Annotated in this window: 24 protein-coding genes; 11 read left to right on the top strand and 13 right to left on the bottom strand. The window is 72.9% G+C overall.

All coding sequences use genetic code 11. From position 1 onward, the window contains the following. Positions 1-64: 64 nt before the first annotated feature. The 6 genes from BLU82_RS03520 to BLU82_RS03495 all read left to right on the top strand — a co-directional run bounded on the left by BLU82_RS03520 (position 65) and on the right by BLU82_RS03495 (position 8,038). Positions 65-1,576 carry an alpha-N-arabinofuranosidase gene (locus BLU82_RS03520; protein ID WP_197682722.1) on the top strand — a complete coding sequence of 504 codons (1,512 nt, stop codon included), beginning with the start codon at positions 65-67 and terminating at the stop codon, positions 1,574-1,576. Between the two features lie 38 nt (positions 1,577-1,614). After that, on the top strand, positions 1,615-2,940 hold the full coding sequence (locus BLU82_RS03515; protein ID WP_092615678.1) for an ABC transporter substrate-binding protein: 1,326 nt from the start codon (positions 1,615-1,617) through the stop codon (positions 2,938-2,940). 4 nt (positions 2,941-2,944) lie between these two features. Then, a complete protein-coding gene (locus BLU82_RS03510) occupies positions 2,945-3,904 on the top strand; it encodes a carbohydrate ABC transporter permease (RefSeq protein ID WP_197682720.1) in 960 nt (319 codons plus the stop codon). Between the two features lie 62 nt (positions 3,905-3,966). Continuing rightward, complete coding sequence (locus BLU82_RS03505) at positions 3,967-4,773, top strand: carbohydrate ABC transporter permease (RefSeq protein WP_092625391.1); 807 nt, start codon at positions 3,967-3,969, stop codon at positions 4,771-4,773. Then, positions 4,770-7,046 carry a family 43 glycosylhydrolase gene (locus BLU82_RS03500; protein ID WP_092615674.1) on the top strand — a complete coding sequence of 759 codons (2,277 nt, stop codon included), beginning with the start codon at positions 4,770-4,772 and terminating at the stop codon, positions 7,044-7,046. Before BLU82_RS03505 ends, BLU82_RS03500 begins: the two co-directional genes overlap by 4 nt. Further along, on the top strand, positions 7,043-8,038 hold the full coding sequence (locus tag BLU82_RS03495) for a glycoside hydrolase family 43 protein (protein WP_172885524.1): 996 nt from the start codon (positions 7,043-7,045) through the stop codon (positions 8,036-8,038). The genes BLU82_RS03500 and BLU82_RS03495 overlap by 4 nt, the downstream gene beginning before the upstream one ends. A 163-nt stretch (positions 8,039-8,201) precedes the next feature. Here BLU82_RS03495 and BLU82_RS03490 read toward each other — a convergent pair whose 3' ends face one another. The 3 genes from BLU82_RS03490 to rph form a co-directional block, all read right to left on the bottom strand. Then, entirely contained in the window at positions 8,202-9,770 is a 1,569-nt protein-coding gene (locus BLU82_RS03490) for a molybdopterin-dependent oxidoreductase (RefSeq protein ID WP_197682717.1), read from the bottom strand. A gap of 68 nt (positions 9,771-9,838) precedes the next feature. Continuing rightward, positions 9,839-10,444 carry an RdgB/HAM1 family non-canonical purine NTP pyrophosphatase gene (gene rdgB / locus BLU82_RS03485; protein ID WP_092615669.1) on the bottom strand — a complete coding sequence of 202 codons (606 nt, stop codon included), beginning with the start codon at positions 10,442-10,444 and terminating at the stop codon, positions 9,839-9,841. Continuing rightward, complete coding sequence (gene rph / locus BLU82_RS03480) at positions 10,441-11,166, bottom strand: ribonuclease PH (RefSeq protein WP_092615666.1); 726 nt, start codon at positions 11,164-11,166, stop codon at positions 10,441-10,443. Before rph ends, rdgB begins: the two co-directional genes overlap by 4 nt. A 100-nt stretch (positions 11,167-11,266) precedes the next feature. Here rph and BLU82_RS03475 point away from each other — a divergent pair, with 100 nt between their 5' ends. After that, on the top strand, positions 11,267-12,016 hold the full coding sequence (locus tag BLU82_RS03475; protein ID WP_157740537.1) for a class E sortase: 750 nt from the start codon (positions 11,267-11,269) through the stop codon (positions 12,014-12,016). 86 nt (positions 12,017-12,102) lie between these two features. Here the strand turns inward: BLU82_RS03475 and BLU82_RS03470 are convergent, their stop codons facing one another. The 9 genes from BLU82_RS03470 to clpS all read right to left on the bottom strand — a co-directional run bounded on the left by BLU82_RS03470 (position 12,103) and on the right by clpS (position 18,355). Continuing rightward, entirely contained in the window at positions 12,103-12,888 is a 786-nt protein-coding gene (locus BLU82_RS03470; protein WP_092615660.1) for a PIG-L deacetylase family protein, read from the bottom strand. After that, entirely contained in the window at positions 12,888-13,640 is a 753-nt protein-coding gene (locus tag BLU82_RS03465; protein ID WP_092615655.1) for an MBL fold metallo-hydrolase, read from the bottom strand. The genes BLU82_RS03470 and BLU82_RS03465 overlap by 1 nt, the downstream gene beginning before the upstream one ends. Beyond that, the gene (gene murI, locus BLU82_RS03460) at positions 13,637-14,470 is read right to left on the bottom strand and encodes a glutamate racemase (protein WP_092615652.1); all 834 of its coding nucleotides are present in this window, start codon (positions 14,468-14,470) and stop codon (positions 13,637-13,639) included. Before murI ends, BLU82_RS03465 begins: the two co-directional genes overlap by 4 nt. A gap of 127 nt (positions 14,471-14,597) precedes the next feature. After that, positions 14,598-15,173, bottom strand: a complete 576-nt coding sequence (locus BLU82_RS03455; RefSeq protein WP_092615649.1) for a dihydrofolate reductase family protein — start codon at positions 15,171-15,173, stop codon at positions 14,598-14,600. Positions 15,174-15,187: 14 nt separating this feature from the next. Continuing rightward, positions 15,188-16,135, bottom strand: a complete 948-nt coding sequence (locus BLU82_RS03450) for a PLP-dependent cysteine synthase family protein (protein ID WP_092615646.1) — start codon at positions 16,133-16,135, stop codon at positions 15,188-15,190. Positions 16,136-16,143: 8 nt separating this feature from the next. Continuing rightward, complete coding sequence (locus BLU82_RS03445) at positions 16,144-16,422, bottom strand: MoaD/ThiS family protein (protein WP_092615643.1); 279 nt, start codon at positions 16,420-16,422, stop codon at positions 16,144-16,146. Between the two features lie 58 nt (positions 16,423-16,480). Continuing rightward, positions 16,481-16,894, bottom strand: a complete 414-nt coding sequence (locus BLU82_RS03440) for a Mov34/MPN/PAD-1 family protein (protein ID WP_092615640.1) — start codon at positions 16,892-16,894, stop codon at positions 16,481-16,483. A 562-nt stretch (positions 16,895-17,456) separates the two neighbouring features. After that, positions 17,457-18,083: a DUF2017 domain-containing protein gene (locus BLU82_RS03435; RefSeq protein WP_197682716.1), complete on the bottom strand. Its 627-nt coding sequence runs from the start codon at positions 18,081-18,083 to the stop codon at positions 17,457-17,459. Then, the gene (clpS, locus tag BLU82_RS34940) at positions 18,047-18,355 is read right to left on the bottom strand and encodes an ATP-dependent Clp protease adapter ClpS (protein WP_092615636.1); all 309 of its coding nucleotides are present in this window, start codon (positions 18,353-18,355) and stop codon (positions 18,047-18,049) included. Before clpS ends, BLU82_RS03435 begins: the two co-directional genes overlap by 37 nt. A 156-nt stretch (positions 18,356-18,511) precedes the next feature. On the opposite strand from clpS, the gene BLU82_RS03425 reads away from it, so the two are divergent. Both BLU82_RS03425 and BLU82_RS03420 read left to right on the top strand, forming a co-directional pair. After that, positions 18,512-19,807, top strand: a complete 1,296-nt coding sequence (locus tag BLU82_RS03425) for a nicotinate phosphoribosyltransferase (RefSeq protein WP_092615633.1) — start codon at positions 18,512-18,514, stop codon at positions 19,805-19,807. Then, positions 19,807-20,400, top strand: coding sequence for an isochorismatase family protein (locus BLU82_RS03420; protein WP_092615630.1), 594 nt, complete (start codon positions 19,807-19,809; stop codon positions 20,398-20,400). Before BLU82_RS03425 ends, BLU82_RS03420 begins: the two co-directional genes overlap by 1 nt. Here BLU82_RS03420 and BLU82_RS03415 read toward each other — a convergent pair whose 3' ends face one another. Then, positions 20,401-20,772, bottom strand: coding sequence for a helix-turn-helix domain-containing protein (locus BLU82_RS03415; RefSeq protein WP_092615627.1), 372 nt, complete (start codon positions 20,770-20,772; stop codon positions 20,401-20,403). A gap of 65 nt (positions 20,773-20,837) precedes the next feature. Here BLU82_RS03415 and BLU82_RS03410 point away from each other — a divergent pair, with 65 nt between their 5' ends. Continuing rightward, positions 20,838-21,467, top strand: coding sequence for an NAD(P)-dependent oxidoreductase (locus tag BLU82_RS03410; RefSeq protein WP_092615623.1), 630 nt, complete (start codon positions 20,838-20,840; stop codon positions 21,465-21,467). An 11-nt stretch (positions 21,468-21,478) separates the two neighbouring features. After that, positions 21,479-22,045, top strand: coding sequence for an AAA family ATPase (locus BLU82_RS03405; protein WP_197682714.1), 567 nt, complete (start codon positions 21,479-21,481; stop codon positions 22,043-22,045). Positions 22,046-22,503: the final 458 nt, after the last annotated feature.

Genomic DNA, 22,503 nt, shown 5'->3' with positions numbered 1-22,503 from the left:
CGGACCGCACAACGGGCCGGCGGTCCGAACAGCGGGTCGGCGGTCGAAGGGCAGGGAGGCACTCTTGTACGACGTCGAGGTCGGACTCGATCCGGCATTCACCGTGGGCACCGTCGATCCGAGGCTGTACGGGTCGTTCGTCGAGCACATGGGCCGGTGCGTCTACGGCGGCATCTTCGAGCCCGACCACCCGACCGCCGACGAGCACGGGTTCCGGCAGGACGTCGCCGACCTGGTGCGGGAGTTGGGCGTCACGACCATCCGCTACCCGGGCGGCAACTTCGTCTCCGGCTACACCTGGGAGGACGGGGTGGGCCCGGTCGCCGACCGGCCGCGTCGACTCGACCTGGCCTGGCGCTCGCTCGAGCCGAACACCGTCGGGACGGACGAGTTCTGCCGGTGGGCGCGCGGCGTCGGCATCGACCCGATCATGGCGGTGAACCTCGGCACCCGGGGCGTGGCCGCCGCCGTCGACCTGCTGGAGTACACGAACTTCGCGCCCGGCAGCACGAGCACCGCCGACCGCCGGGTCGCGAACGGGCACAAGGACCCCCATGCCATCAAGGTCTGGTGCCTGGGCAACGAGCTCGACGGCCCGTGGCAGATCGGGCACAAGACGGCCGACGAGTACGGGCGGCTGGCCGCCGAGACGGCACGGGCGATGCGCCGGGCCGACCCGGACCTGGAACTCGTCGCCTGCGGCAGCTCCAACAGCGCCATGCCGACGTTCGGCAGCTGGGAGCGGACCGTCCTGGAGCACACCTACGACCTGGTCGACCACATCTCGCTGCACGCCTACTACGAACCCGTCGACGGCGACGTCGACAGCTTCCTCGTGTCGTCGGAGGACATGCGCCGGATGATCGCCGCGATCACCGCCACCGCGGACCACGTCGGCGCGGTCCGGCGCAGCAGCAGACGGCTGACGGTCTCGTTCGACGAGTGGAACGTCTGGTACCAGCACCGGTTCTCCGGGCAGGCGACGCTGGAGCAGAACGAGAACGCACCGCTGATCGAGGACGTGTACGACGTCACCGACGCGGTCGTGGTCGGCGACCTGCTGATGGCGCTGCTGGACCACAGCGACCGGGTCGCGATCGCCTGCCAGGCACAGCTGGTCAACGTGATCGCGCCGATCCTGACCAGGACCGGCGGCCCGGCCTGGCGGCAGACCATCTTCCACCCGTTCGCGCTGACCGCCCGGCACGCCCGCGGGACGGTGCTGCGCACGGCGGTGCGGACGGCGCAGCTCGCGACGCAGCGCTACGGCGACGTCCCCGCCACCCGGGTGAGCGCCGTCCAGGACCCGGAGACCGGCGCGCTCACCCTGCTGGCCACGAACCGGAACCGCACGGAGCCGGCCCGGCTCACCGTCCCGCTGCGCGCGTTCGACGGGCGGCCGCGGCTGCTGGAGCACCTGACGCTCGCCGACGACGACCCGTCCGCCACGAACTCCGCCGAGCACCCGGACCGGGTCGTCCCGCGTCCGGTGGCCGGCACCGTCATCGACGGCGACCAGACGCTCACCGCGATCCTGCCGCCGTCGTCCTGGCACCTCATCCGCCTGGGCCACTGACCCGGCACGTCTGCGAAGGAGCAGCTGTGACCACACGAATGAACGCGCTCACCCGACGACGCTTCCTCACCGCCACCGGCATGGTCGGCGCCGGCGTCGTGCTCAGCGCCTGCGGCGGTGGCTCGCAGTCACCCGGCGCCGAACCGGCGACGGGCGACGGCGGCGCCAGCGGCTACGACGGTCCCGACGTGGACCTGGCCTTCTGGAATGGCTTCACCGGCGGCGACGGGCCGGTCATGCAGCAGCTGGTCGACCAGTTCAACGGCGAGCACCCGAACATCGCGGTGAAGATGACCGTGATGGAGTGGGCCGACTACTACCAGAAGGTCCCCACGGCGGTGCAGTCGGGCAACGGCCCGGACGTCGGCATCATGCACATCGACTCGCTGCCGACGAACGCCGCCCGCAACGTCATCGTCCCCCTCGACGACGTCGCCGAGGCGCTGGACCTCAAGGCGGGCGACTTCGCCGAGGTGGTCTGGAGCGCCGGCGAGTACGACGGGCAGCGCTTCGGCATCCCGCTGGACGTGCACCCGCTCGGCTTCTTCTACAACAAGACCGTCCTGGAGTCGGCCGGGCTGGACCCGGAGAGCCCGCCGACGGACCGGACGTCGTACGAGGCGGCGCTCGAGACCCTCAAGAGCGCCGGCGTGCAGGGGCACTGGATGTCGCCGCACGTGTTCACCGGCGCCCTGACGGCGCAGGCGCTGGTCTGGCAGTTCGGCGGCGACCTGTTCAACGCTGACGGCACCGAGGTCACGTGGGCGGAGGACCCCGCAGTCGAGGCGCTGACCTGGGCGGTCGACCTGGTCCGCAACGGCTACAGCGCCTCCGACGTCGGTCAGGACGCCGACGCGATCGCGCTGCAGAACGGCCAGACGGCGTTCAACTGGAACGGCATCTGGAACATCAACACGCTCCGGGAGGTGCCGGGACTGCAGTGGGGCGTGGCGGCGCTGCCGAACATCGGCGGCACCCAGGCGGCGTGGGCCGGCTCGCACAACTTCGTCCTCCCCCGGCAGCGCAGCGCCGACGAGAACAAGCTGCGGGCCGCGCGCGTGTTCATCAACTGGGTCAGCCAGCAGTCGCTCGCGTGGGCCGAAGGCGGCCAGGTGCCGGCCCGCAACTCGGTGCGCGAGTCGGCCGAGTTCCAGGCGCTGCCGGAGCAGGCCGCGCTCGCCGAGCAGGTCGACCACCTGCGCTTCCCGCCGGCCGTGCCGGGCATCGGCGACGTCCTCGCGGACTTCAATCAGGCCGTCAACGAGGCGGTGCTGCTGACGAAGGAGCCCGCGGCGGCGCTCTCCGAGGCGGCCGACCGGGCGTCGAAGAAGCTGGAAGAGAACCGCGACCGGTACGACGGATAGTCCCGTGACCTCCCCCACGACGACCGCACCCGCGCGCGGATCGGCCGCGCGCGGGCCCGGCGCGCGGTCCTCCCCCAGCGGCATCCGCCGGCACGCGCCGTGGACGCCGTACGCGTTCATGGCGCCGTTCCTGGTCATCTTCGCGACGTTCGTCCTGGCCCCGGCGGTGCTGGGGATCTGGATGAGCCTGCACGACTGGGACTTCATGCTGCCGAACCGGCCCTTCGTCGGGCTGGACAACTACGCCGCGCTGTTCGACTCGTCGTCCGCCGTGTTCGAGATGTTCTGGCACGGCATGCGGGCGACGGCGATCTTCACCGTGGCGAGCGTGCCGTTCCTGGTCGCGATCCCGCTCGGGCTGGCGGTGCTGCTGAACCGGCGGTTCCCCGGCCGGACGTTCTTCCGCGCGGTCTTCTTCATGCCGTACGTGCTGGGCGTCGCCGTGGTGGGCCTGCTGTTCAGGTTCATCCTCGACCCGAACATCGGCATCGTGAACGGGCTGCTCGGCACGTCGACGCCGTGGATCACCGCCCAGCCGTGGGCGTGGATCAGCCTGGTCGCGATGACGGTGTGGTGGACGCTCGGCTTCAACACGATCATCTACCTGGCCGGTCTGCAGGACATCCCGGGCGAGCTCTACGACGCGGCCAAGGTCGACGGCGCGTCGGCCTGGCAGGTGTTCCGGCACGTGACGCTGCCCGGACTGCGGACCGTGCTCCTGTTCGTCGTCACGATCACGATCCTGGCCTCGGCGAACATGTTCGGCCAGGCGCTGCTGGTGACGAACGGCGGGCCGGGCGACACCACCCGGACGGCGCTCATGGTGATGCTGGCCGAGGGCCTGGAGTCGTTCCGGATGGGCAGCGCCGCCGCGATGTCGTACCTGCTGGCGATCTTCCTGGGGATCGTCTCGATCGTGCAGGTGCTCGCCATGCGGGAGAGGAGGCCGCGATGGCGGTCCTGACGCGCCCTGAGGCCGGCCCGCGGCCGGCCGGCCCCGCGCCCGGCGCCTACCTCCGTCAGGGCATGTTCTGGCTGTTCCTGCTGGTCCTGACGGTCATCTTCGTCGGGCCGATCGTCTGGATGTTCCTGACGTCGATCAAGACGAACCCGGAGGCGACCGCCGTCCCGCCGACGCTGCTGCCGTCGTCGCCGACGTTCGCCGCGTACGAGGGGCTGTTGCGGCTGGACGGCGCCTACCCGGTGTTGCGCTGGTTCCTCAACAGCCTGCTGGCGGCGACGCTGCACATGGTGCTGGTGCTGACGGTCGCGTCGACGGCGGCCTACGCGCTGGCCCGGCTGCACTTCCGCGGCCGTGGCGTGCTGTTCGTCGTGATCGTGTCGACGCTGTTCGTGCCGGGCTTCGTGTTCCTCATCCCGAACTACCTGATCATCGACCAGCTGGGCTGGCTGGACACCGTCTGGGCGCTGGCCGTGCCCGGCGCGGCCGGCGCGTTCGGGGTGTTCTTCCTCCGGCAGTTCTTCGCGATGCTGCCCGGCGAGCTGGAGGAGGCGGCGCTGATCGACGGCGCCAACCAGTGGCAGATCTTCACCCGCATCGTCCTGCCCAATTCCAAGCCGGCGCTGGCCACGCTGGCGGTGCTGTCGTTCTTGGCGAACTGGAACGACTTCATCTGGCCGATCTACGTCCTGTTCAGCCCGGAGCGACTCACGCTGCCGGCCGGGCTGAAGCTGCTGCAGGGCGCGTACACCACGGACTACCCGGTCATCATGGCCGGCGCGTTCGTCGCCAGCGTTCCCGTCCTGATCCTGTTCCTGTTCACGCAGCGATACGTCATCGAGGGCGTGTCGCGCAGCGGACTGAAGGGATGATCCCCGTGCGTCGTAGGTTCCTCGCCGGCATCGCCGCCGTCGTGCTGGCGTTGCCGGCCACGGCTCCGGCCGCCACCGCCGAACCGTCCGCAGGCCCCGTCACCCAGAACCCGATCTCGAGCGAATTCTCCGACACCTACGCCGACCCGGCCGTGATCCGCGGCAAGGACGGCTGGTGGTACCTGTACGCGACCAGCGACCCGCTGCACGAGGCGCCGAGCGAGTTCGGGCTCATGCACATCGCCCGCTCGCGCGACTTCGTCGACTGGGAGTACCTCGGCACGGTGTTCGAGGAGGCGGACCGGCCGGCCTGGAGCACCAGCACCTCGTTCTACTGGGCACCGGACATCCGCTACGTCGACGGCCAGTACGTCATGTACTACACCGTCACCGACACGGTCGCCGAGCCCGGCCAGTGGAACTACGCGATCGGGGCCGCGACGGCGCCGACGCCGGCCGGGCCGTGGACCGACTCGGGCGGGCCCGTCGTGGCGCCGCGGCCGACCGGCGACGGCAACTACTTCAACACCATCGACCCGGCGCTGCTGTCCGCGTCGGACGGCAAGCGGTACCTGTACTTCGGCGGCTTCCACGGCGGCCTGTGGGTCACCGAGCTGGACGAGTCCGGGCTGCGGGCGGTCGGTTCGCCCACGCAGGTCACGGTCGGCGACCGGTACGAGGGGTCGTTCGTGGTCGAGCGCGACGGCTGGTACTACCTGACGGCGTCGTCGGCGAACTGCTGCGCGGGACCGGTGACCGGGTACAGCGTGTACGCCGGACGCTCGAAGAGCCCGCTCGGCCCGTTCGTCGACCACGAGGGCGTCTCGATGCTCGACTCGCGGGTCGGCGGCACCCAGGTGCTGGCGCAGAACGGCAACCGCTGGATCGGCGTCGGCCACCACACGATCGTCACCGACGTGTCCGGGCAGGACCACATCGTCTACCACGCGATCGACCGGAACGACGCCTGGCTGGACGCGCCCGGCGGCATCAACGAGCGCCCGACCCTGGTCGACCGGCTGGACTGGATCGACGGCTGGCCGGTCGCGCGGGCCGGCGCGGGCCCGTCCGACACCCCACAGCCCGCGCCGGTGACGGCGTCGTCGCTGGGGATCGACGCGTCGGCGCCCGCGTCGAACGGCGCGCTGACGGCGGTGCGCGGTTCCTGGACGGCCGGCACGGACGCGACCGGCGACGGCGGCGACGTCGCGGTGCTGTCCGGCGAGGTGCGGACGGCGCAGCCGGCGCCGCGGGAGGTGCGGGTCGAGGCGGACGTGCGGGTGTCCGGCGACCTCACGGTCGGGGTCGCGCGGTCCGGGCGCAACGGCGTCAGCGTCACCGTCGACGCCGCCGCGCGGACGCTGACCGTGACGTCGACGCTGGGCCGCGGCGTGGAGTCCGACTCCGCGCCGCTGCCGTCCCGGTACGACGGCGACGAGTGGACGGCGCTGTCGGTCGAGGTCCGCGACGGGCGCGCGATCGCCCGGCTGGCGGAGAGCCGGCTCGGTGACGCCGACGCCGAGGTCGCCGTCGACCTGCCCCGTGGCGTGGCCAAGCCGCGCCCCGTCACGCTGGCCGCGTCAGACGAGGCGCAGGTCGACAACCTCACCGTCGTCGCGGCGCACGAGCCCGTGACGTCGCGGGTGGACGAGCCCGCGGCCGGCGACGCCGTGTTCACCGAGGAGTTCGACGACCCGGCGCTGGGCGAGGGCTGGTCGTGGGTGCGGCCGTCGTCGTCGGTGACCGCGGGCGACGGCGCGCTGACCTGGCCGCTGGCCTCCGTCGACGTCGTCGGCGCCGGGAACACCGGGCCGCTGCTGCTGCGCACGCCGCCGGAGGGCGACTGGATCGCCGAGACGAAGCTGCACCTCGACCTCGGCTCCGGCACCATCCGCAACTACCAGCAGGCCGGGCTGATCGTCCGCGTCGACGACGACAACCTGCTGCGGCTGGGCGACGTCGCGATCTGGGGCACCCGGCAGGTCGAGTTCGGCAAGGAGCTGACCGAGAACGGCGCGCTGCGCTGGGGCGCCCACCTCGGCGGGCCGGTGGCGGAGACGATGTGGCTGCGGATCCACCACACGACCGACCCGGAGACCGGCGAGCACCGCTACCGCTCGGCGTCGTCGCGCGACGGGGTCGCGTGGCGGTGGGGCGCCACGTGGACGCTGCCGGCGGACACGTCGCCGCAGATCGGCCTGTACGCCGGCGGCGGCGCCGCGCCCGCGACCGTCGCCACGTTCGACTGGTTCCGCCTGTCCGAGGTGCGATGAGGCTGCTGCTGGCGGCCGGGACGGCGCTCGTCGTCCTGGCCGCCTGCGGCGGCGCCGAGCCCGACCCCGTCGAAGAGGAGCAGCCCGTGGGCTTCACCAACCCCGTCGTCGACCGCGACTTCCCCGACCCCGCCGTCATCGAGGCCGACGGCCAATGGTGGGCGTACGCGACGAACTCGCGGGCCGGGAACGTGCCGGTCATGACGTCGCCGGACCTGGTGACGTGGGAGTCGGCCGGCGACGCGATGCCGGTGCTGGCGCCGTGGGTGACCGGCGGGCGGACGTGGGCGCCGGAGATCGCGGTGCACGGGCCGGCCCGGTACGTCCTCTACTACACGGCGCTGGGGACGGCGTCGGGGCGGCAATGCGTGGGCCGGGCCGTCGCGACGTCGCCCGCCGGCCCGTTCGTCGACGAGTCGGCCGAGCCGATGATCTGCCAGACCGACGCGGGCGGCTCCATCGACGCCAGCCCGTTCACCGACGCCGACGGCGCCCGCTACCTGCTGTGGAAGAACGACGGCAACGCGATCGGCGTCGACACCTGGATCTACGCCCAGCCGCTCTCTCCGGACGGGCTGACGCTCGAGGGTGCGCCTGTGCAGCTGATCAAGCAGGACCAGCCGTGGGAGGGCACGGTCGTCGAGGCGCCGTTCCTCTGGCTGCGCGACGGCACGTACTACCTGTTCTACTCGGCCAACGCGTACGACCGCGCCGAGTACGCCGTCGGGTACGCCGTCTGCGAGGGCCCGCTCGGGCCGTGTCGCAAGCCGGCCGAGGCGCCTCTCCTGGCGTCGACGGAGGACGCGGCCGGGCCGGGGCACTGCGTGCTGATCGAGAAGGACGGCCGCACCTGGATGGTCCACCACGCCTGGCCGCCCGACTCCGTCGGCTCGGCGCTGCCCGGCCGCACGATGTGGCTGACGGAGGTGCGGTGGGACGACGGCGTCCCGGTGCTGGACGGGCCGCGCGCCTCGGTGGCCGCCCTGCCGTAGGTCATGCCGTTCGTCGTACGCGCGCTCGGCCGGCAGCGCACGGGGGGGTGCTGCCGGTGTCGCAGGCCCGGCTGCGCGCGGACGTTGTCGGTGCCCGCCCGTAGGGTGGGCACCACCCGGGCCGGGCGGGGTCTGACTACCGCGAAACCGCGGCTCGGCGCACTCAGTCGACGGTGACGTCGATGGTGTGCCAGCCGGAGGCGCCGTCGGGGGCGGGCGGGGCCTGGTCGGACGTCTGCACCTCGCCGTCCATGGTGGTGGCGCGGACCTGCAGCCGGTGGTCGCCGGGCTCGGCGTCCCACTCCCACACCCACTGCCGCCAGGTGTCGGTGCTCGGGACGGCGGCCAGCCGGGCGTCGTTCCAGTCGCCGTCGTCGACGCGGACCTGGACGGCCGCGATGCCGCGATGCTGCGCCCACGCGACCCCCGCGACGGCGACGGAACCGGCGGCGACGTGGGCGCGGCTGCTGGGGACGTCGATGCGGGACGCGACCTTGACCGGGCCCTTCTCGGCCCAGCCGCGCGTCGTCCAGTAGGCCTCGAAGTCGGCGAACCGGGTGACCTCCAGCTCGACCACCCACTTCGTGGCGCTGACGTAGCCGTACAGGCCGGGCACGATCATCCGCACCGGGAACCCGTGCGCCAGCGGCAGCGGGTCGCCGTTCATACCGACCGCCAGCAGCGCGTCGCGGCCGTCGGTGAGGACGTCGAGCGGGGTGCCGGCGGTCCAGCCGTCCTGCGAGCGGGACCGGACGGCGTCGGCGCCGTCCCGCGGGCGGGCCAGCGCGAGCACGTCCGCGATCGGCACGCCCGACCACAACGCGTTGCCGATGAGGTGGCCGCCGACCTCGTTGGAGACGCAGTTCAGCGTCAGCCAGCGGTCCTCCAGGCCCATGGCGACCAGCTGGTCGTAGCTCAGCTCCACCTCGGTCTCGACCATGCCGTGCACCCGCAGCGACCAGTCCTCGGCCCGGACCAGCGGCTCGGACAGCGCGGTGTCGATGCGGTAGAAGTGCTGGTTCGGGGTGCGCCACGGGTCGGCGTCGGGGACGACGAGGTCGACGCCCGGAGGGACGTCGGCGCGCGGGAGGTCGAGGCTGGCGGCGATGTCGTCGCGGGAGGTCTCGACGCCGGCCCGGCGGGCGCCGAGCAACTGGCCGAGCCCGGCGCCGGCGACGGCCAGACCGGCGGTGACGCCGGCGGCCGTGAGGAACGCGCGGCGACTGGGTGCCGGCACGACCGCAGCACCGGCCGGCGCCTCGACCGGCGCCGCCTTCCCCACCAGCCACGCCAGCGCCGGCAGCGCGACCAGCCCGGCGGCGAGCGTCGGGAGGAGGTCGGCCATGGTGGTGTCGGGCCGGGCGTTGACGGCCAGCCCGGCGACGACCAGGAGGACGGTGGCGGCCAGCAACCCGAGGCCCCTGCTTCGGGCGGTGAGCAGCCCGATCAGCGCGCCGAGCAGCGCCAGCACCACGCCCATGCCGGCCAGCAGCACGGACTTGTCGTGGACGCCGAAGGTCTCGACGGCGAAGTCCTTCAGCCAGCCGGGCGTGTGGTCGATGAACTCCTCACCGACCGCCACGACCGGCGTCTCGGCCCGGCCCAGCGCACCGGCCACGATCTCGGCCACGGCCAGCCCGAGGCCCAGCGCGACGACCCCGGCCAATGCCGGCGGCCACCACGAGCGCACGGACCCCGCGCCGGACCCGGCGCCGGACTCGGTAGACGTCACCCTCCGATCATCCTCCCGGACGGCGCCCGCGCCCACCGCGGAGCATGATCGTCAGCGTTTGTTCAGGATCACAGCGTGGCGAGGTGCGCGGCGATGGCCCGGAACGCGCGGCCGCGGTGCGAGATGGCGTCCTTCTCGTCGGGCGTCAGCTCGGCTGTGGTCCGCGACGAGCCGGACGGCACGAAGATCGGGTCGTAGCCGAACCCGTTGCTCCCTCGAGGCGCCCGCACGACGACGCCGTCGACGCGGCCCTCCTCGGTCCACGCCGTGCCGTCGGGCAGCGCCAGCGCGGCGACGCAGACGAACGCCGCCTGCCGCGCGGAGTCGGGCACGGTGGTCAGCTGCGCCAGCACCAGCCGCAGGTTGGCGGCGTCGTCGCCGTGGACGCCGGCCCAGCGGGCCGAGAACACGCCCGGCATGCCGCCGAGCGCCGCGACGGACAGCCCGGAGTCGTCGGCCAGCGCCGGCAGCCCCGTCGCCGCAGCCACCGCGTGCGCCTTGAGCAGCGCGTTCTCCTCGAACGTCAGCCCGGTCTCCTCGACGTCGTCGACGCCGGGGAAGTCGGCGACGGAGACCAGCGACACCGGCGTGCCGGCGGCGGACAGGATGCGGGCGATCTCCGGGACCTTGTGCGCGTTGCGCGTGGCCAGGACGACCTTCGGCGCGGAACTCACCCGACCAGCGCCGCGTTCTGCAGGTCGGTCAGCTCCTTGCAGCCGGCGCCGGCCAGCGCGAGCAGGGAGTCGAGCTCCTGACGGTCGAACGGCGCGCCCTCGGCGGTGCCTTGCACCTCGATGAACCGGCCGTCGCCGGTCATGACGACGTTCATGTCGGTCTCGGCGCGCACGTCTTCTTCGTAGCAGAGGTCGAGCAGCGCCTCGCCGTCGACGACGCCGACGGAGATGGCCGAGACGGAGTCGGTCAGCACCTGCTCCGCCGACAACAGCTTCTGCGACCGCATCCACTCGACGGCGTCGCGCAGCGCGACGTACGCGCCGGTGATCGCCGCGGTCCGCGTGCCGCCGTCGGCCTGGAGCACGTCGCAGTCGATGACCAGCGTGTTCTCGCCCAGCGCCTTGGTGTCGATGACGCCGCGGAGCGACCGGCCGATGAGCCGGGAGATCTCGTGCGTGCGCCCGCCGATGCGGCCCTTCACCGACTCGCGGTCGGAGCGGGTGTTCGTGGACCGCGGCAGCATGGCGTACTCGGCCGTGACCCAGCCCAGGCCGGAGCCCTTGCGCCAGCGCGGCACGCCCTCGGTGACCGACGCCGCGCACAGCACGCGGGTCTTGCCGAACTCGACGAGTACCGAGCCCTCGGCGTGGTCGAGCCAGCCCCGGGTGAGCCGGACGGTGCGGAGCTGATCGGCACTGCGGCCGTCGATACGGGTGGTCATGCCGCCCAAGCTATCGCCTCGACGGCCGCCGCGGCGCCGGCCCCCTCGGAACGTCCGGAACGCCTGCGCACCGAGGGCCGCCCGCGTTACCTTCGGGACCGTGCAGCGCAGGGTGGCGCCGAAGCATCGCCGCGCCTCGTCGACGGCGGGGGCCGGCCGGGGGCGCGTGGTCGCGGCCGCCGGGATCGCCGGCGAGCTGCTGCTGACCGCCGGCGCGCTGGTGCTGCTGTTCGTCGTCTACACGTTCTGGGGCACGGGGCTGCAGACGGCGGCCGCGCAGGACGACCTGCGCGACCAGTTCCAGCAGCACCTGCTCAGCCGCTCCGCCACCCCGGCGCCCTCCGAGACGGACGCACCGGAGCCGGAGCCGCTGGAACTGGGCGACGCGTACGCGATCCTGCGCATCCCCCGCTTCGGCGACGACTGGGAGCGCATCGTCGTCGAGGGCACCGACCCCGAGGACCTCGAGGACGGGCCCGGCCACTACGCCGACAGCGCCGACCCCGGCGGTCTGGGCAACGTCGCCGTCGCCGCGCACCGGTCCGGGCACGGCGAGCCGTTCGCCCGGTTCGCCGAGTTGCGCGAGGGCGACGTCGTCGAGATCGAGACCGTCGACGGGGTGTTCCGGTACGAGCTGGACGACGCGCCCGACGGCGACAACGACGGCAACGTCATCGAGGCGACCGAGCTGTGGGTGGTCGACCCGGTGCCCGGTGAGCCCGCCGGTACCGAGCCCGCCGAGGCCAGGCTGACGCTGACGACGTGCTGGCCGCGGTGGGGCTCGGAGAAGCGGATGTACGCGACCGGCGTGCTCGTCGACGAGCGGCCGCGCGACGACGACGCCGGCTGACCGGGCTGGACGCTTGCAATGAGCACCATTACGCATCACCGGCGGGGTGATGCGTATCGGTGCTCATTGCAAAGCGTCGAGCGGGTTCAGTAGAGCATCAGCGGGTAGACCTCGAAGACCGTTGCGTACTCGACGCCCAGGCGAGGGCCGGTCTGACGGGCGAACATGCCGAGGAAGTCGGCCGGCTCCGGGTGGCCGGGCAGCGCGGCGAGGTACCCGGCGTGCGCCTCGAGCGAACGGACGCCCAGCTCGAACGTGGCGGTGATGTCGACGCCGTGCGCGGCCTCGGGCGACCCCGCCGCCCAGATGGCGCGCACCTTGTTCCACGGCTCCAGGCCTTCGTCCAGCAACTCGGTGAAGACCCACCGGTTGCCGGCGTCGCGGGCGCCGTCGAGCACGGCCCTGCCGACGGCGATGTGGTCGGCCTGGTTGAGCATGACACCGCCGAACGTCTCGTGGAAGTTGCCGGTGATGACGACGTCGGGACGGTACCGGCGGATGGCCCGGGCGACGTCGCGGCGCAGCGGCAGGCCGTACTCGACGACGCCGTCGGCGTAGCCGAGGAACTCGACCTCGTCGACGCCCACCACGGCGGCGGCGTCGCGTTCCTCCTTCTCGCGCAGCGGGCCGGTCTGCTCCGGCGGCATGGTGTCGATGCCCGCCTCGCCGCTGGTGACCATGCAGTACACGACCTGCTTGCCCTGCGCCGTCCACCGCGCGATGGCCGCGGCGGCGCCGTACTCGACGTCGTCGGGGTGCGCGGCGATGACCAGCGCCCGCTCCCAGTCCTCGGGCAGCGGCTGCAGCGGCGTCGTCGGCAGCGGGAACGGCGGCCCTGCCTGCTCGGCCGTGTCGTCGTGCTCCGTCGTCATCAGACCTCCCAGTGGCCCCCAGGCACGGCGAGCTCCACCGGGCCGTCGTACACCGCGCTCGCGTGCTCGGCCGCACGCTGCGGATCGCCCCATGGTGGCACGTGCGTGACGACCAGTCGACGGGCTCCGGCGGCGGCCGCGTGCTCCCCGGCCTCGCGCCCGGTCAGGTGGATGCCCGGCGGGTTGTCGTCGCCGTCGGCGTAGGCGGCCTCGCAGAGGAACAGGTCGGTGTCGCGGGCCAGCTCGACCAGCGCCGGCGTCGCCGCGGTGTCGCCGGAGTACACCAGCGACCGGCCGTCGTGCTCGACGCGGACGGCGTACGCGGCGACGGGGTGCACGACCGGCGCGACCCGCACCGTCAGCGGGCCGACGCGGAACCCGTCCACCGGGTGCTCGTGGAAGTCGAACTCGCCGGACAGCCCAGGGTCGGGCTCCTTGCCGTACGCCGCGGCCATGCGGTCGGCCGTCCCGCCCGGTCCGTACACCGGGATCCGCCGCCGCGACGGCACCCCGTAGCGCAGCGCCACGTACAGCCCGCACAGGTCCATGCAGTGGTCCGGGTGCAGGTGGCTGAGGACGATCGCGTCCAGCTCGGCCAGCCCGGCCACGCCGACGACGTCCTGCAGTGGGCTGAGCGCGCCGTTGCCGAGGTCCAGCACCAGCCGGACGCCGTCCGCCTCGATCAGGTAGCCGGACGCGGGCGAGCCGGGCCCGGGCATCGACCCGGAGCAGCCCAGCACCGTGAGCCTCAAGAGCCGACCGCCACGTCGCGGCCGACGACCGGCAGCTCGGACGTCTCCTCGACCGACGCGATCTCCGGGCCGAGGAAGCGCCGCCCCAGTTCGCGGAACGGCCGCGCGTCGCCGGTGGAGCGGAACTGGTGCCGCGGCGGCGGCAGCGCGTCGTCGCGCATCAGCCGGTGGTCGACCAGCGTGCGGTAGACGTCCTTCGCGGTCTCCTCGGCGCTGCTGACCAGCGTGACCGCCTCGCCCATGACGTACGAGACGACGCCCGTGAGCAGCGGGTAGTGGGTGCAGCCCAGCACCAGCGTGTCGACGCCGGCGTCCTTGACCGGCTGCAGGTACTCGCGGGCGACGGACTCCAGCTCCGGCCCGTGGGTGATGCCGGCCTCGACGAACTCGACGAACCGCGGGCAGGCCTGCGTGGTGATGGTGAGGTGCGGCGCGGCGGCGAAGGAGTCCTCGTAGGCGCGCGACGTGACGGTGGCGCGGGTGGCGATGACGCCGACGGCGTTGCTGCGCGTGGCGGCGACCGCGCGGCGCACAGCCGGCTGGATGACCTCGACGACGGGGATGTCGTAGCGTTCGCGGGCGTCGCGCAGCACCGCGCTGCTGGCCGAGTTGCACGCGATGACCAGCATCTTCACGCCCTCGGCGACGAGGGTGTCCATGACGTCGAGGGCGAACTCACGCACCTGCGCGATGGGCCGTGGCCCGTACGGGCCGCGCGCGGTGTCGCCGACGTACAGGACGGGCTCGTGCGGGAGCTGGTCGAGCACGGAGCGGGCGACCGTCAGACCGCCCACTCCGCTGTCGAAGATCCCGATCGGTGCGTCGTTCATCGGTGCAAGAGCGTACGCCGCCGCGGCGGTCCCGAGGCCTGGACGTGGCGAACGCCACGCCAAGGGTGTGTCTCCCGGGTCTCGGCCGTAGCGCAGTAGGCCACGGACCCGGGAGACACACCCGAGGTCACGCCCGCTTGTAGTCGAGCACCACGTGGCCGCTGCCGAACGTCTGCACGTCGGTCAGCTCGAACGCCGTCGGCGCGAACTCCGCGGAGAACAGCGGCACCCCGGCCCCGGCGACCACCGGGTACTGCTTGACCACCATGCGGTCGATCTCGGGCAGCAGCGCGCCGGCCAGCGCCGCGCCGCCGGCGAGGTAGACGTCCAGCGGGGAGTCCTCGGCCTTGAGCGCCTGGACGGCGGCCACGGGGTCGCCGCCGATGATCGTCACGGCGGGGTCCGGCGACTCCGTCATCGTCGACGACACGACGTACTGCCGCAGGTGGGCGTACGGGCTGGTGACGCCGACGTCGAGCGCGGGCTGGTAGGTGCGGCGGCCCATGACGATGGTGTCGAACCGCGACAGCGGGACGTCGTCGATGCGGCCGAACTTCCGGGCGTGGCTCGGCAGCGCGTCGCCGAACTGGGAGAACATCCAGGTCGAGTACTCGTCGGGCACCGGGAAGAAGTCGACCTCGTCGTCCGGGCCGGCGATGAAGCCGTCGATGGTTTGAGCGATGTAGTAGACCAGCTGGCGCATCAGTGCACCGTACGTCAGGCCCAGAGCTGGCCGTCGAGGTGGTCCTCGGCCTCGTCGAGCGTGCCCTCGTATGCGCCGGTCGACAGGTACTTCCAGCCGCCGTCGGCGACGATGAACGCGATGTCGGCGCGTTCGCCGGCCCGTACGGCCTTCGCGGCGAGTCCGAGTGCGGCGTGCAGGACGGCGCCGGTCGAGATGCCGGCGAAGATGCCCTCCTGCTCGAGCAGCTCACGGGTGCGCCGCACGGCGTCGCGCGGGCCGACCGAGAACCGCGACGTCAGCACCGACTCGTCGTACAGCTCCGGCACGAACCCCTCGTCGAGGTTGCGCAGCCCGTACACCAGCTCGCCGTACCGCGGCTCGGCGGCGACGACGCGCACGTCGGGCAGCTTCTCGCGCAGGTAGCGGCCGACGCCCATCAGCGTCCCCGTCGTGCCCAGGCCGGCGACGAAGTGGGTGATCTCGGGGAGATCCTCGAGCAGTTCGGGGCCGGTGGTCTCGTAGTGCGCGAGAGCGTTGCCCGGGTTTCCGTACTGGTAGAGCATGACCCAGTCGGGGTTCTGTGTTGCCAGTTCCTTGGCGACCCGGACCGCCTCGTTGGAGCCGCCCGCCGCCGGCGACGGGATGATCTCGGCGCCCCACATGCGCAGCAGCTGGCGCCGCTCCTCGGACGTGTTCTCGGGCATGACGCAGATCATGCGGTAGCCCTTGAGCTTCGCCGCCATGGCCAGCGAGATGCCGGTGTTGCCCGACGTCGGCTCCAGCAGCGTCGCCGCCGGCGTGAGCCGTCCGTCGGCCTCGGCGGCCTCGATCATGCGCAGCGCCGGGCGGTCCTTCACCGAGCCGGTGGGGTTGCGGTCCTCCAGCTTCGCCCACAGCCGCACCTCGGGCGACGGCGACAGCCTCGGCAGCCCGACCAGCGGCGTCCGGCCGAGCGAGTCGAGCAGGGACTCGTAGCGCATGGGTGGTTCTAGCGGCCGCCGCCGGCGACCGCCGGCAGCACCGTCACGCTGTCGCCGTCGTTGAGCGCCGTCTTCTCGGCGCCGAGGAACCGGACGTCCTCGTCGTTGACGTACACGTTGACGAACCGGCGCAGCGAGCCGTTCTCGACCAGCCGGTCGCGCAGCCCCGGGTGCTTGCTCTCGAGGTCGTCGATCAGCGCGGCCAGCGTGTCGCCGCTGCCCTCGACGGTCTTCGCGCCACCGGTGTACTGGCGCAGGATCGTGGGGATGCGGACCTCGACGGCCATCGGACTGCTCCTGGACTCTCGGACTGTGTCATTGAGGGCAACGGCGGTTCGGGACCCATCATTCCCCATCGATGACCTGGACTTCCTCCTCGGTCACCTCGCCGTCCACGATCCGGAACGAACGGAAGTCGTGCGTGTCGTCGTCGCGGGTCGACACGAGGACGTAGTGGGCGCCCGGCTCGTTCGCCAGCGAGACGTCGGTGCGCGATGGGTACGCCTCGGTAGCGGTGTGCGAGTGGTAGATGACGACCGGCTCCTCGTCGTTGTCGTCCATCTCGCGGTAGAGGCGCAGCAGGTCCATCGAGTCGAACTCGTAGAACGTGGGCGACCTTGCCGCGTTGAGCATCGGGACGAACCGCTCCGGGCGGTCGCTGCCCACCGGCCCCGCGACCACGCCGCAGGCTTCGTCCGGGTGGTCCTTGCGGGCATGCTCCACGATGGCGTCGACGATGTCACGGCGGATGCTCAGCACGGTTGAAGGATACTGAGCCTGGTCAGCGCCCTGCCGGACCCGTCCACCTTGCGGATGCCGTTCTGGTTGGCCGGGGTTCTCGTGCGCCGGGGTTCTCGTGCGCCGGGGTTCTCGTGGGCCGGCCTCTCGTGCGCCGGTCTGCCACGTGGGCCGTCCCCCTGGCGCCCATTCTCTTAGCCGGCCACGCGCGCCTCAAGCGGACTGTTCGGCGCTTCGCGCGGCGATGACCGCTTGACCCGCACGCGCCCGGCCTAAGAACGGGCACCTATCAGGGGGACGGGGGAAGTGCGGGCACAGCCCGCCGGTGCACAGTTCGCCGTGGTGGTCGGTGCCGCCCGCCACCAGTCGCCCCGGCGCCCGCCGCCAGTCGCCCCGCCACCAATCGCCCCGTCACCAGTCGCCCCGCCGCCGGTCGCCCCGACGCCGCCCCTTCGCTCCTTGCCTTGGCACGCTGACGCGTTCCACAAATGCCACATTTCCGGCGCGAAAGGTGACCTCCGGCGTGCCAAGACGACGCTGGAGCGCGCCGAGAGGGTCCGCGTGGGCGCGCGTTGCCGGCGGGTCAGTCGAAGGCGGACGAGAGCGTGCGGACCAGCGTCTCCTGGACCCAGCCGAGCCAGTCGTACACGTCGTGCACATGCCGCCGGGGGTCGTTCTCGTCCAGCGCGAGCCAGTCGTCCTCGTCGGCGTCCGTCACGCCGAGGCGGGTCCCGAGGGCCAGGCGGAGGTCGGTCAGGGTGCGCAGCCAGGCCTCGGACTCGTCGGCGTCCAGTTCGATGCGCAGCTTCTCGCGGCTCTTCGCCGGCATCCCGGCGGCGTCGGCCGTGGCCAGGGAGGCGAGCACCGTCGCCGCGGTGGCGGCCTTGCGGTCGCGCAGGCCGCGCTCGGTGAAGCGGCGGAAGTCGGACGCGGCCTCGGCGTCCTCGCGGTAGCCGTCGGGGAACAGGCGCAGCAGCACCGGGTCGGTCGGCCGTGAGGTCGCGTCGTCGGCGAGGCCGAGCTCGGCGGCCCAGCCGTCGCCGCCGGAGAGGTCGGCCGGCTCCTCGCGCACGAGCTCGAGCAGCTGGCCCACCAGAGAGCGCAGCAGCTCGACCTCGACGACGTGGAACGACGCGGCGACGACGCCCCCGCGGGCCCGACGGAACGCGGTGCTCAGACTCGGTCCCCCGCCTTCTGCAGCGTGGCCCACAGGCCGTAGGAGTGCATGGCCTCGACGTCGCGCTCCATCTCTTCACGCGTGCCGGAGGACACGACGGCCTTCCCCTTCTCGTGGACGTCGAGCATCAGCTTCTCGGCCTTCGTCTTCGGATAGGCGAAGTATGCCTGAAAGACGTAGGTGACGTACGACATGAGGTTGACCGGGTCGTTCCAGACGATCGTGACCCACGGGACGTCCGCCACCGGGACCTCAGCGGCCTCGGGGCGCTCGATCTCGACGGGTGCGGTCATCACGGCCCCCAATGGTGTCATCTTCCGGCCATCACCCCGCGCAACCGTGCTCAGGACCCGCGTTGTTCCCGCCGGTCCACGACATCTCATCATCCACCCCGCGCCACGGCTTCGCCAGTCTGCGCGGGATCCGGGCCATTCGTGGCGCAGCCGCATACTCTGGTGCATGTGTCGGCTACGACGGCCCTGCTCACCGACCAGTATGAGCTCACCATGCTCCAGGCGGCGCTGGCCCGGGGCACGGCCACGCGGCGCTCGGTGTTCGAGGTGTTCGCCAGACGCTTACCCGGTGGACGCCGATACGGGGTCGTGGGCGGCACCGGACGGTTCCTCGACGCACTCGAGACGTTCCGGTTCGACGACGACGCGCTCGACTTCCTGCGGCGCGGCGGCATCGTCGACGATCCGACGCTGGAGTGGCTGGCCGGGTACCGGTTCACCGGCGACGTCTGGGGCTACGGCGAGGGCGAGGCGTACTTCCCGAACTCGCCGCTGCTGATCGTCGAGGCGTCGTTCGCCGAGGCGGTCGTGCTCGAGACGCTGGCGTTGTCGGTGCTGAACTTCGACTCCGCCATCGCGACGGCCGCCTCCCGCATGACGACCGCCGCCGGCGATCGTCCGTGCATCGAGATGGGCTCGCGGCGCACCCAGGAGCGGGCCGCCGTCGCCGCCGCGCGGGCCGCGTACATCGCCGGGTTCAGCACCACCAGCAACCTCGAGGCCGGCCGCAGCTACGGCGTCCCGACGGCGGGCACCAGCGCGCACTCGTTCACGCTGCTGCACGACTCCGAGCGCGACGCGTTCACCGCCCAGGTCGACTCCCTGGGCAAGGGCACGACCTTGCTGGTCGACACCTACGACGTCGAGGAGGCCGTGCGGCTGGGCGTCGAGATCGCCGGGCCCGAGCTGGGCGCCGTCCGCCTCGACTCCGGCGACCTGCTGCCGCAGGCGAAGGAGGTCCGCGCACTGCTCGACTCCCTGGGCGCGCGCGCCACCCGCATCGTCGTCACCAGCGACCTCGACGAGCACGCCATCGCCGCGCTGGCGGCCGCGCCGGTCGACGCGTACGGCGTCGGCACCCAGCTGGTCACCGGCGCCGGCTCCCCCACCGCCGGCATGGTCTACAAGCTCGTGGCCAGGACCGACGACGACGGCGCCATGGTCTCCGTCGAGAAGAAGAGCGCCGGCAAGGTCAGCCACGGTGGCCGCAAGTACGCGCTGCGCCGCCGCAACGCCAGCGGTGTCGCCGAGGCCGAGGTCATCGGCGTCGGCCACGAGCCCGCCGACGACGGCGACGACCGACGCCTGCTGGTCCCGCTGGTGCGCGACGGCGAGACCGTCGGCCGCGAACCGCTGGCCGCCGCCCGCGAACGGCACGAGCGGGCCCGCGCCGAACTGCCCCGCACCGCGTTGCAGCTGTCGCGCGGTGAGCCCGCCATCCCGACCCGCTGGGAGGATCGCTGATGAAGCGCGCACTCATCGTCGTCGACGTCCAGAACGACTTCTGCGAGGGCGGCAGCCTCGCGGTCGCCGGCGGCGCGGACGTCGCGTTCGGCATCGCCGAGGTACTCAAGCGCTGGACCGACGCCGACCCGTGGGACCGCCGCTACGACTACGTCGTCGCCACCCGCGACCACCACATCGACCCCGGCGGCCACTTCTCCGAGAACCCCGACTTCGTCGACAGCTGGCCGCCGCACTGCGTCGCCGGCACCGACGGCGTCGCGTTCCACCCCAACCTCGACCCACAGCCGTTCGACGCCGTCTTCGACAAGGGCGAGTACGCGGCCGCCTACTCCGGCTTCGAGGGGAAGACGCACGACGGCGCCGGGCTGGCCGACTGGCTGCGCGCGCACGAGGTCGGCACCGTCGAGGTCGTCGGCATCGCCACCGACCACTGCGTCCGAGCGACCGCCCTCGACGCCGCCCACGCCGGCCTGGACACCACGGTGCTGCTCGGGCTCACCGCCGGGGTCGCGGCGGGCACCACGGCGGCGGCGCTGGACGCGCTGCGGTCGGCCGGCGTCCGGCTGGAGGGCGCGCCGATCGTGCGCTGATCACGCCGTTCGCGCGGTCGCCGCCTCGCGGGCGTCCAGCAGCTCGTCCCAGTGCGCCTCGCCCCACGCGCACAGCGCCGCGATGACGGGCAGCATGCTTCGGCCGAGCGGCGTCAGCGCGTACTCGACGTGGCGTTCCGCGCCGGGTCGCTCGGTGCGCTCGACCAGGCCGTCGCGGCGCAGGTTCCGCAGCGACGTCGTCAGCGATTGCGCGCTGACGGAGCGCAGCGGCACCCGCAGTTCGGAGAACCGGCGCGGGCCGTGCTCGAGGCAGCGGATGACCAGGCCGGCCCACTTGTCCGAGAACCGCAACGGCATCAGCGTCGACGGGCAGACCGGGTCGAACATGTCGGGATCGAGCGGCGTCGGCATGCCTCCACCGTACTGACCTGCGTGGTCACCTCGGGCTGACCGGAGCGTCGCCTAGCGTCCGCGGCATGACGAGAATCGTGGTGTTCGGAGCCGGCGGACGGGCCGGGCGGGCGGTGCTGGCCGAGGCGGCTCGGCGGGACTGGGAGGTGACGGCGGTCGTGCGCGACCCCGGGCGACATTCTGGGTTGGGCCGCGCCGCGGTGGTGGCGGGAGACGTGACCTCCGCGGACGAGGTCGCGTCGCTGTCGGAGGGGCACGACGCCGCCGTCCACGCGGCCGCCACGCTCACCGTCCCGGCCGCCGAGTTCTTCCCCGCCGCGGCGTCGGCGCTGCTCACGGGGCTGGCGGCGGCGCGGGTGCCGCGGCTGGTCGCCGTCGGGCTGGCGTCGCAGCTGCCGGACGTGACGGGGGTGCCGCTGATCGACACTCCCGGGTACCCGTCGGAGCACCGCGACTTCATGCTCGGCCACGGCGCCGGACTGTCCGTGTTCCGTCGTGCGTCGACGCCGGTGGACTGGCTGGTCATCGCCCCGGCCGGCGACTTCGACCACGGCGGCGCCCAGTCCGGCGGGTACCGCTTCGTGCCGGGTGCCGCGTCGGCGCTCATCACGTACGCGGACCTCGCCGTCGCCGTCGCGGACGAGATCGCGCGGCCGCGGCACCACCGGCTGCTGATGGGGGTGGCGGCTGGATAGGGTCGGCAGACGTGACCCCCGCCGTCTGGATGATCGCCGGTGCGCCCGGCGCCGGCAAGACCACCGTCGCCCGGAAGCTCGCCGCCCTGCTCGACCCCGTCCCCGCGCTGCTGGACAAGGACACCGTCTACGCGCCGTTCGTGGTGGCGACGCTGGCGGCGAACGGGCGGCCGTTCGGCGAGCGGGAGGGGCCCTGGTACGACGAGCACATCAAGGTGCACGAGTACGCGGGGCTGGCCGACACCGCGCGTGAGGTCCGCTCGGCCGGCTGCCCCGCCATCCTCGTCGCGCCGTTCACCGGGCAGATCCGGTCTTTGTCCGGCTGGTCCGCCTACGTCGACCAGCTCGGCGGCGACCCGGTGCGGCTGCTGTGGGTCCGGTCGGACGGTTCCACCCTGCGGGAGCGGATCATCGGCCGCGGCCACGACCGCGACGGCCAGAAACTCGCCGACTTCGCCGCCTTCACCGCCGCCACCCTCCCCGACGTGCCCCCACCTGCGCCGCATCTCGAGATCGACAACCGCCGCGGCGCGCCGCCCCTGGACGAGCAACTCGCCGCGGTGGTCGCCACGTCCTGACCGCCGGGCCGCTGCGTTCCACTCCGTTCGCCCGCGCCGCGCGTGATCTTCGCGATCACCGCGCCGCCCGACGGCTGCGCCACCGCCGACCCAGGCCATCCCGTTCGCCGCGCCGCGACGTTGTCGGCGCCCGCCCATAGGGTGGGCCCCACCCGGGCCGGGCGGGCCATACCTACCACCCGGCGAACGCGCGCAAACGCAGCGACGACGGCCGGCCGATGTCGGCGCCCCTGCTGGACGTCGGCCGCGAGCGCCCGTCCGACCACGCCGGGGTGGACCCTCGACCAGCACGATCGGTCTGTCCGCCGCACCACCCCGTCCGCCGCGCCATCCGCGCGCCCCCGTTCGCCGCGCCACCCGCGTGCCCCCGTTCGCCGCGCCGCGACGTTGTCGGTGCCCGCCCGTAGGGTGGGCCCCACCCGGGCCGGGCGGGCCATACCTACCACCCGGCGAACGCG

Origin of the sequence: Jiangella sp. DSM 45060 (assembly GCF_900105175.1) — a bacterium.
GTDB lineage: Bacteria > Actinomycetota > Actinomycetes > Jiangellales > Jiangellaceae > Jiangella.
The sequence above is the reverse complement of the archived record's forward strand: the minus strand, read 5'-3'. Positions and strand labels throughout refer to the sequence as shown.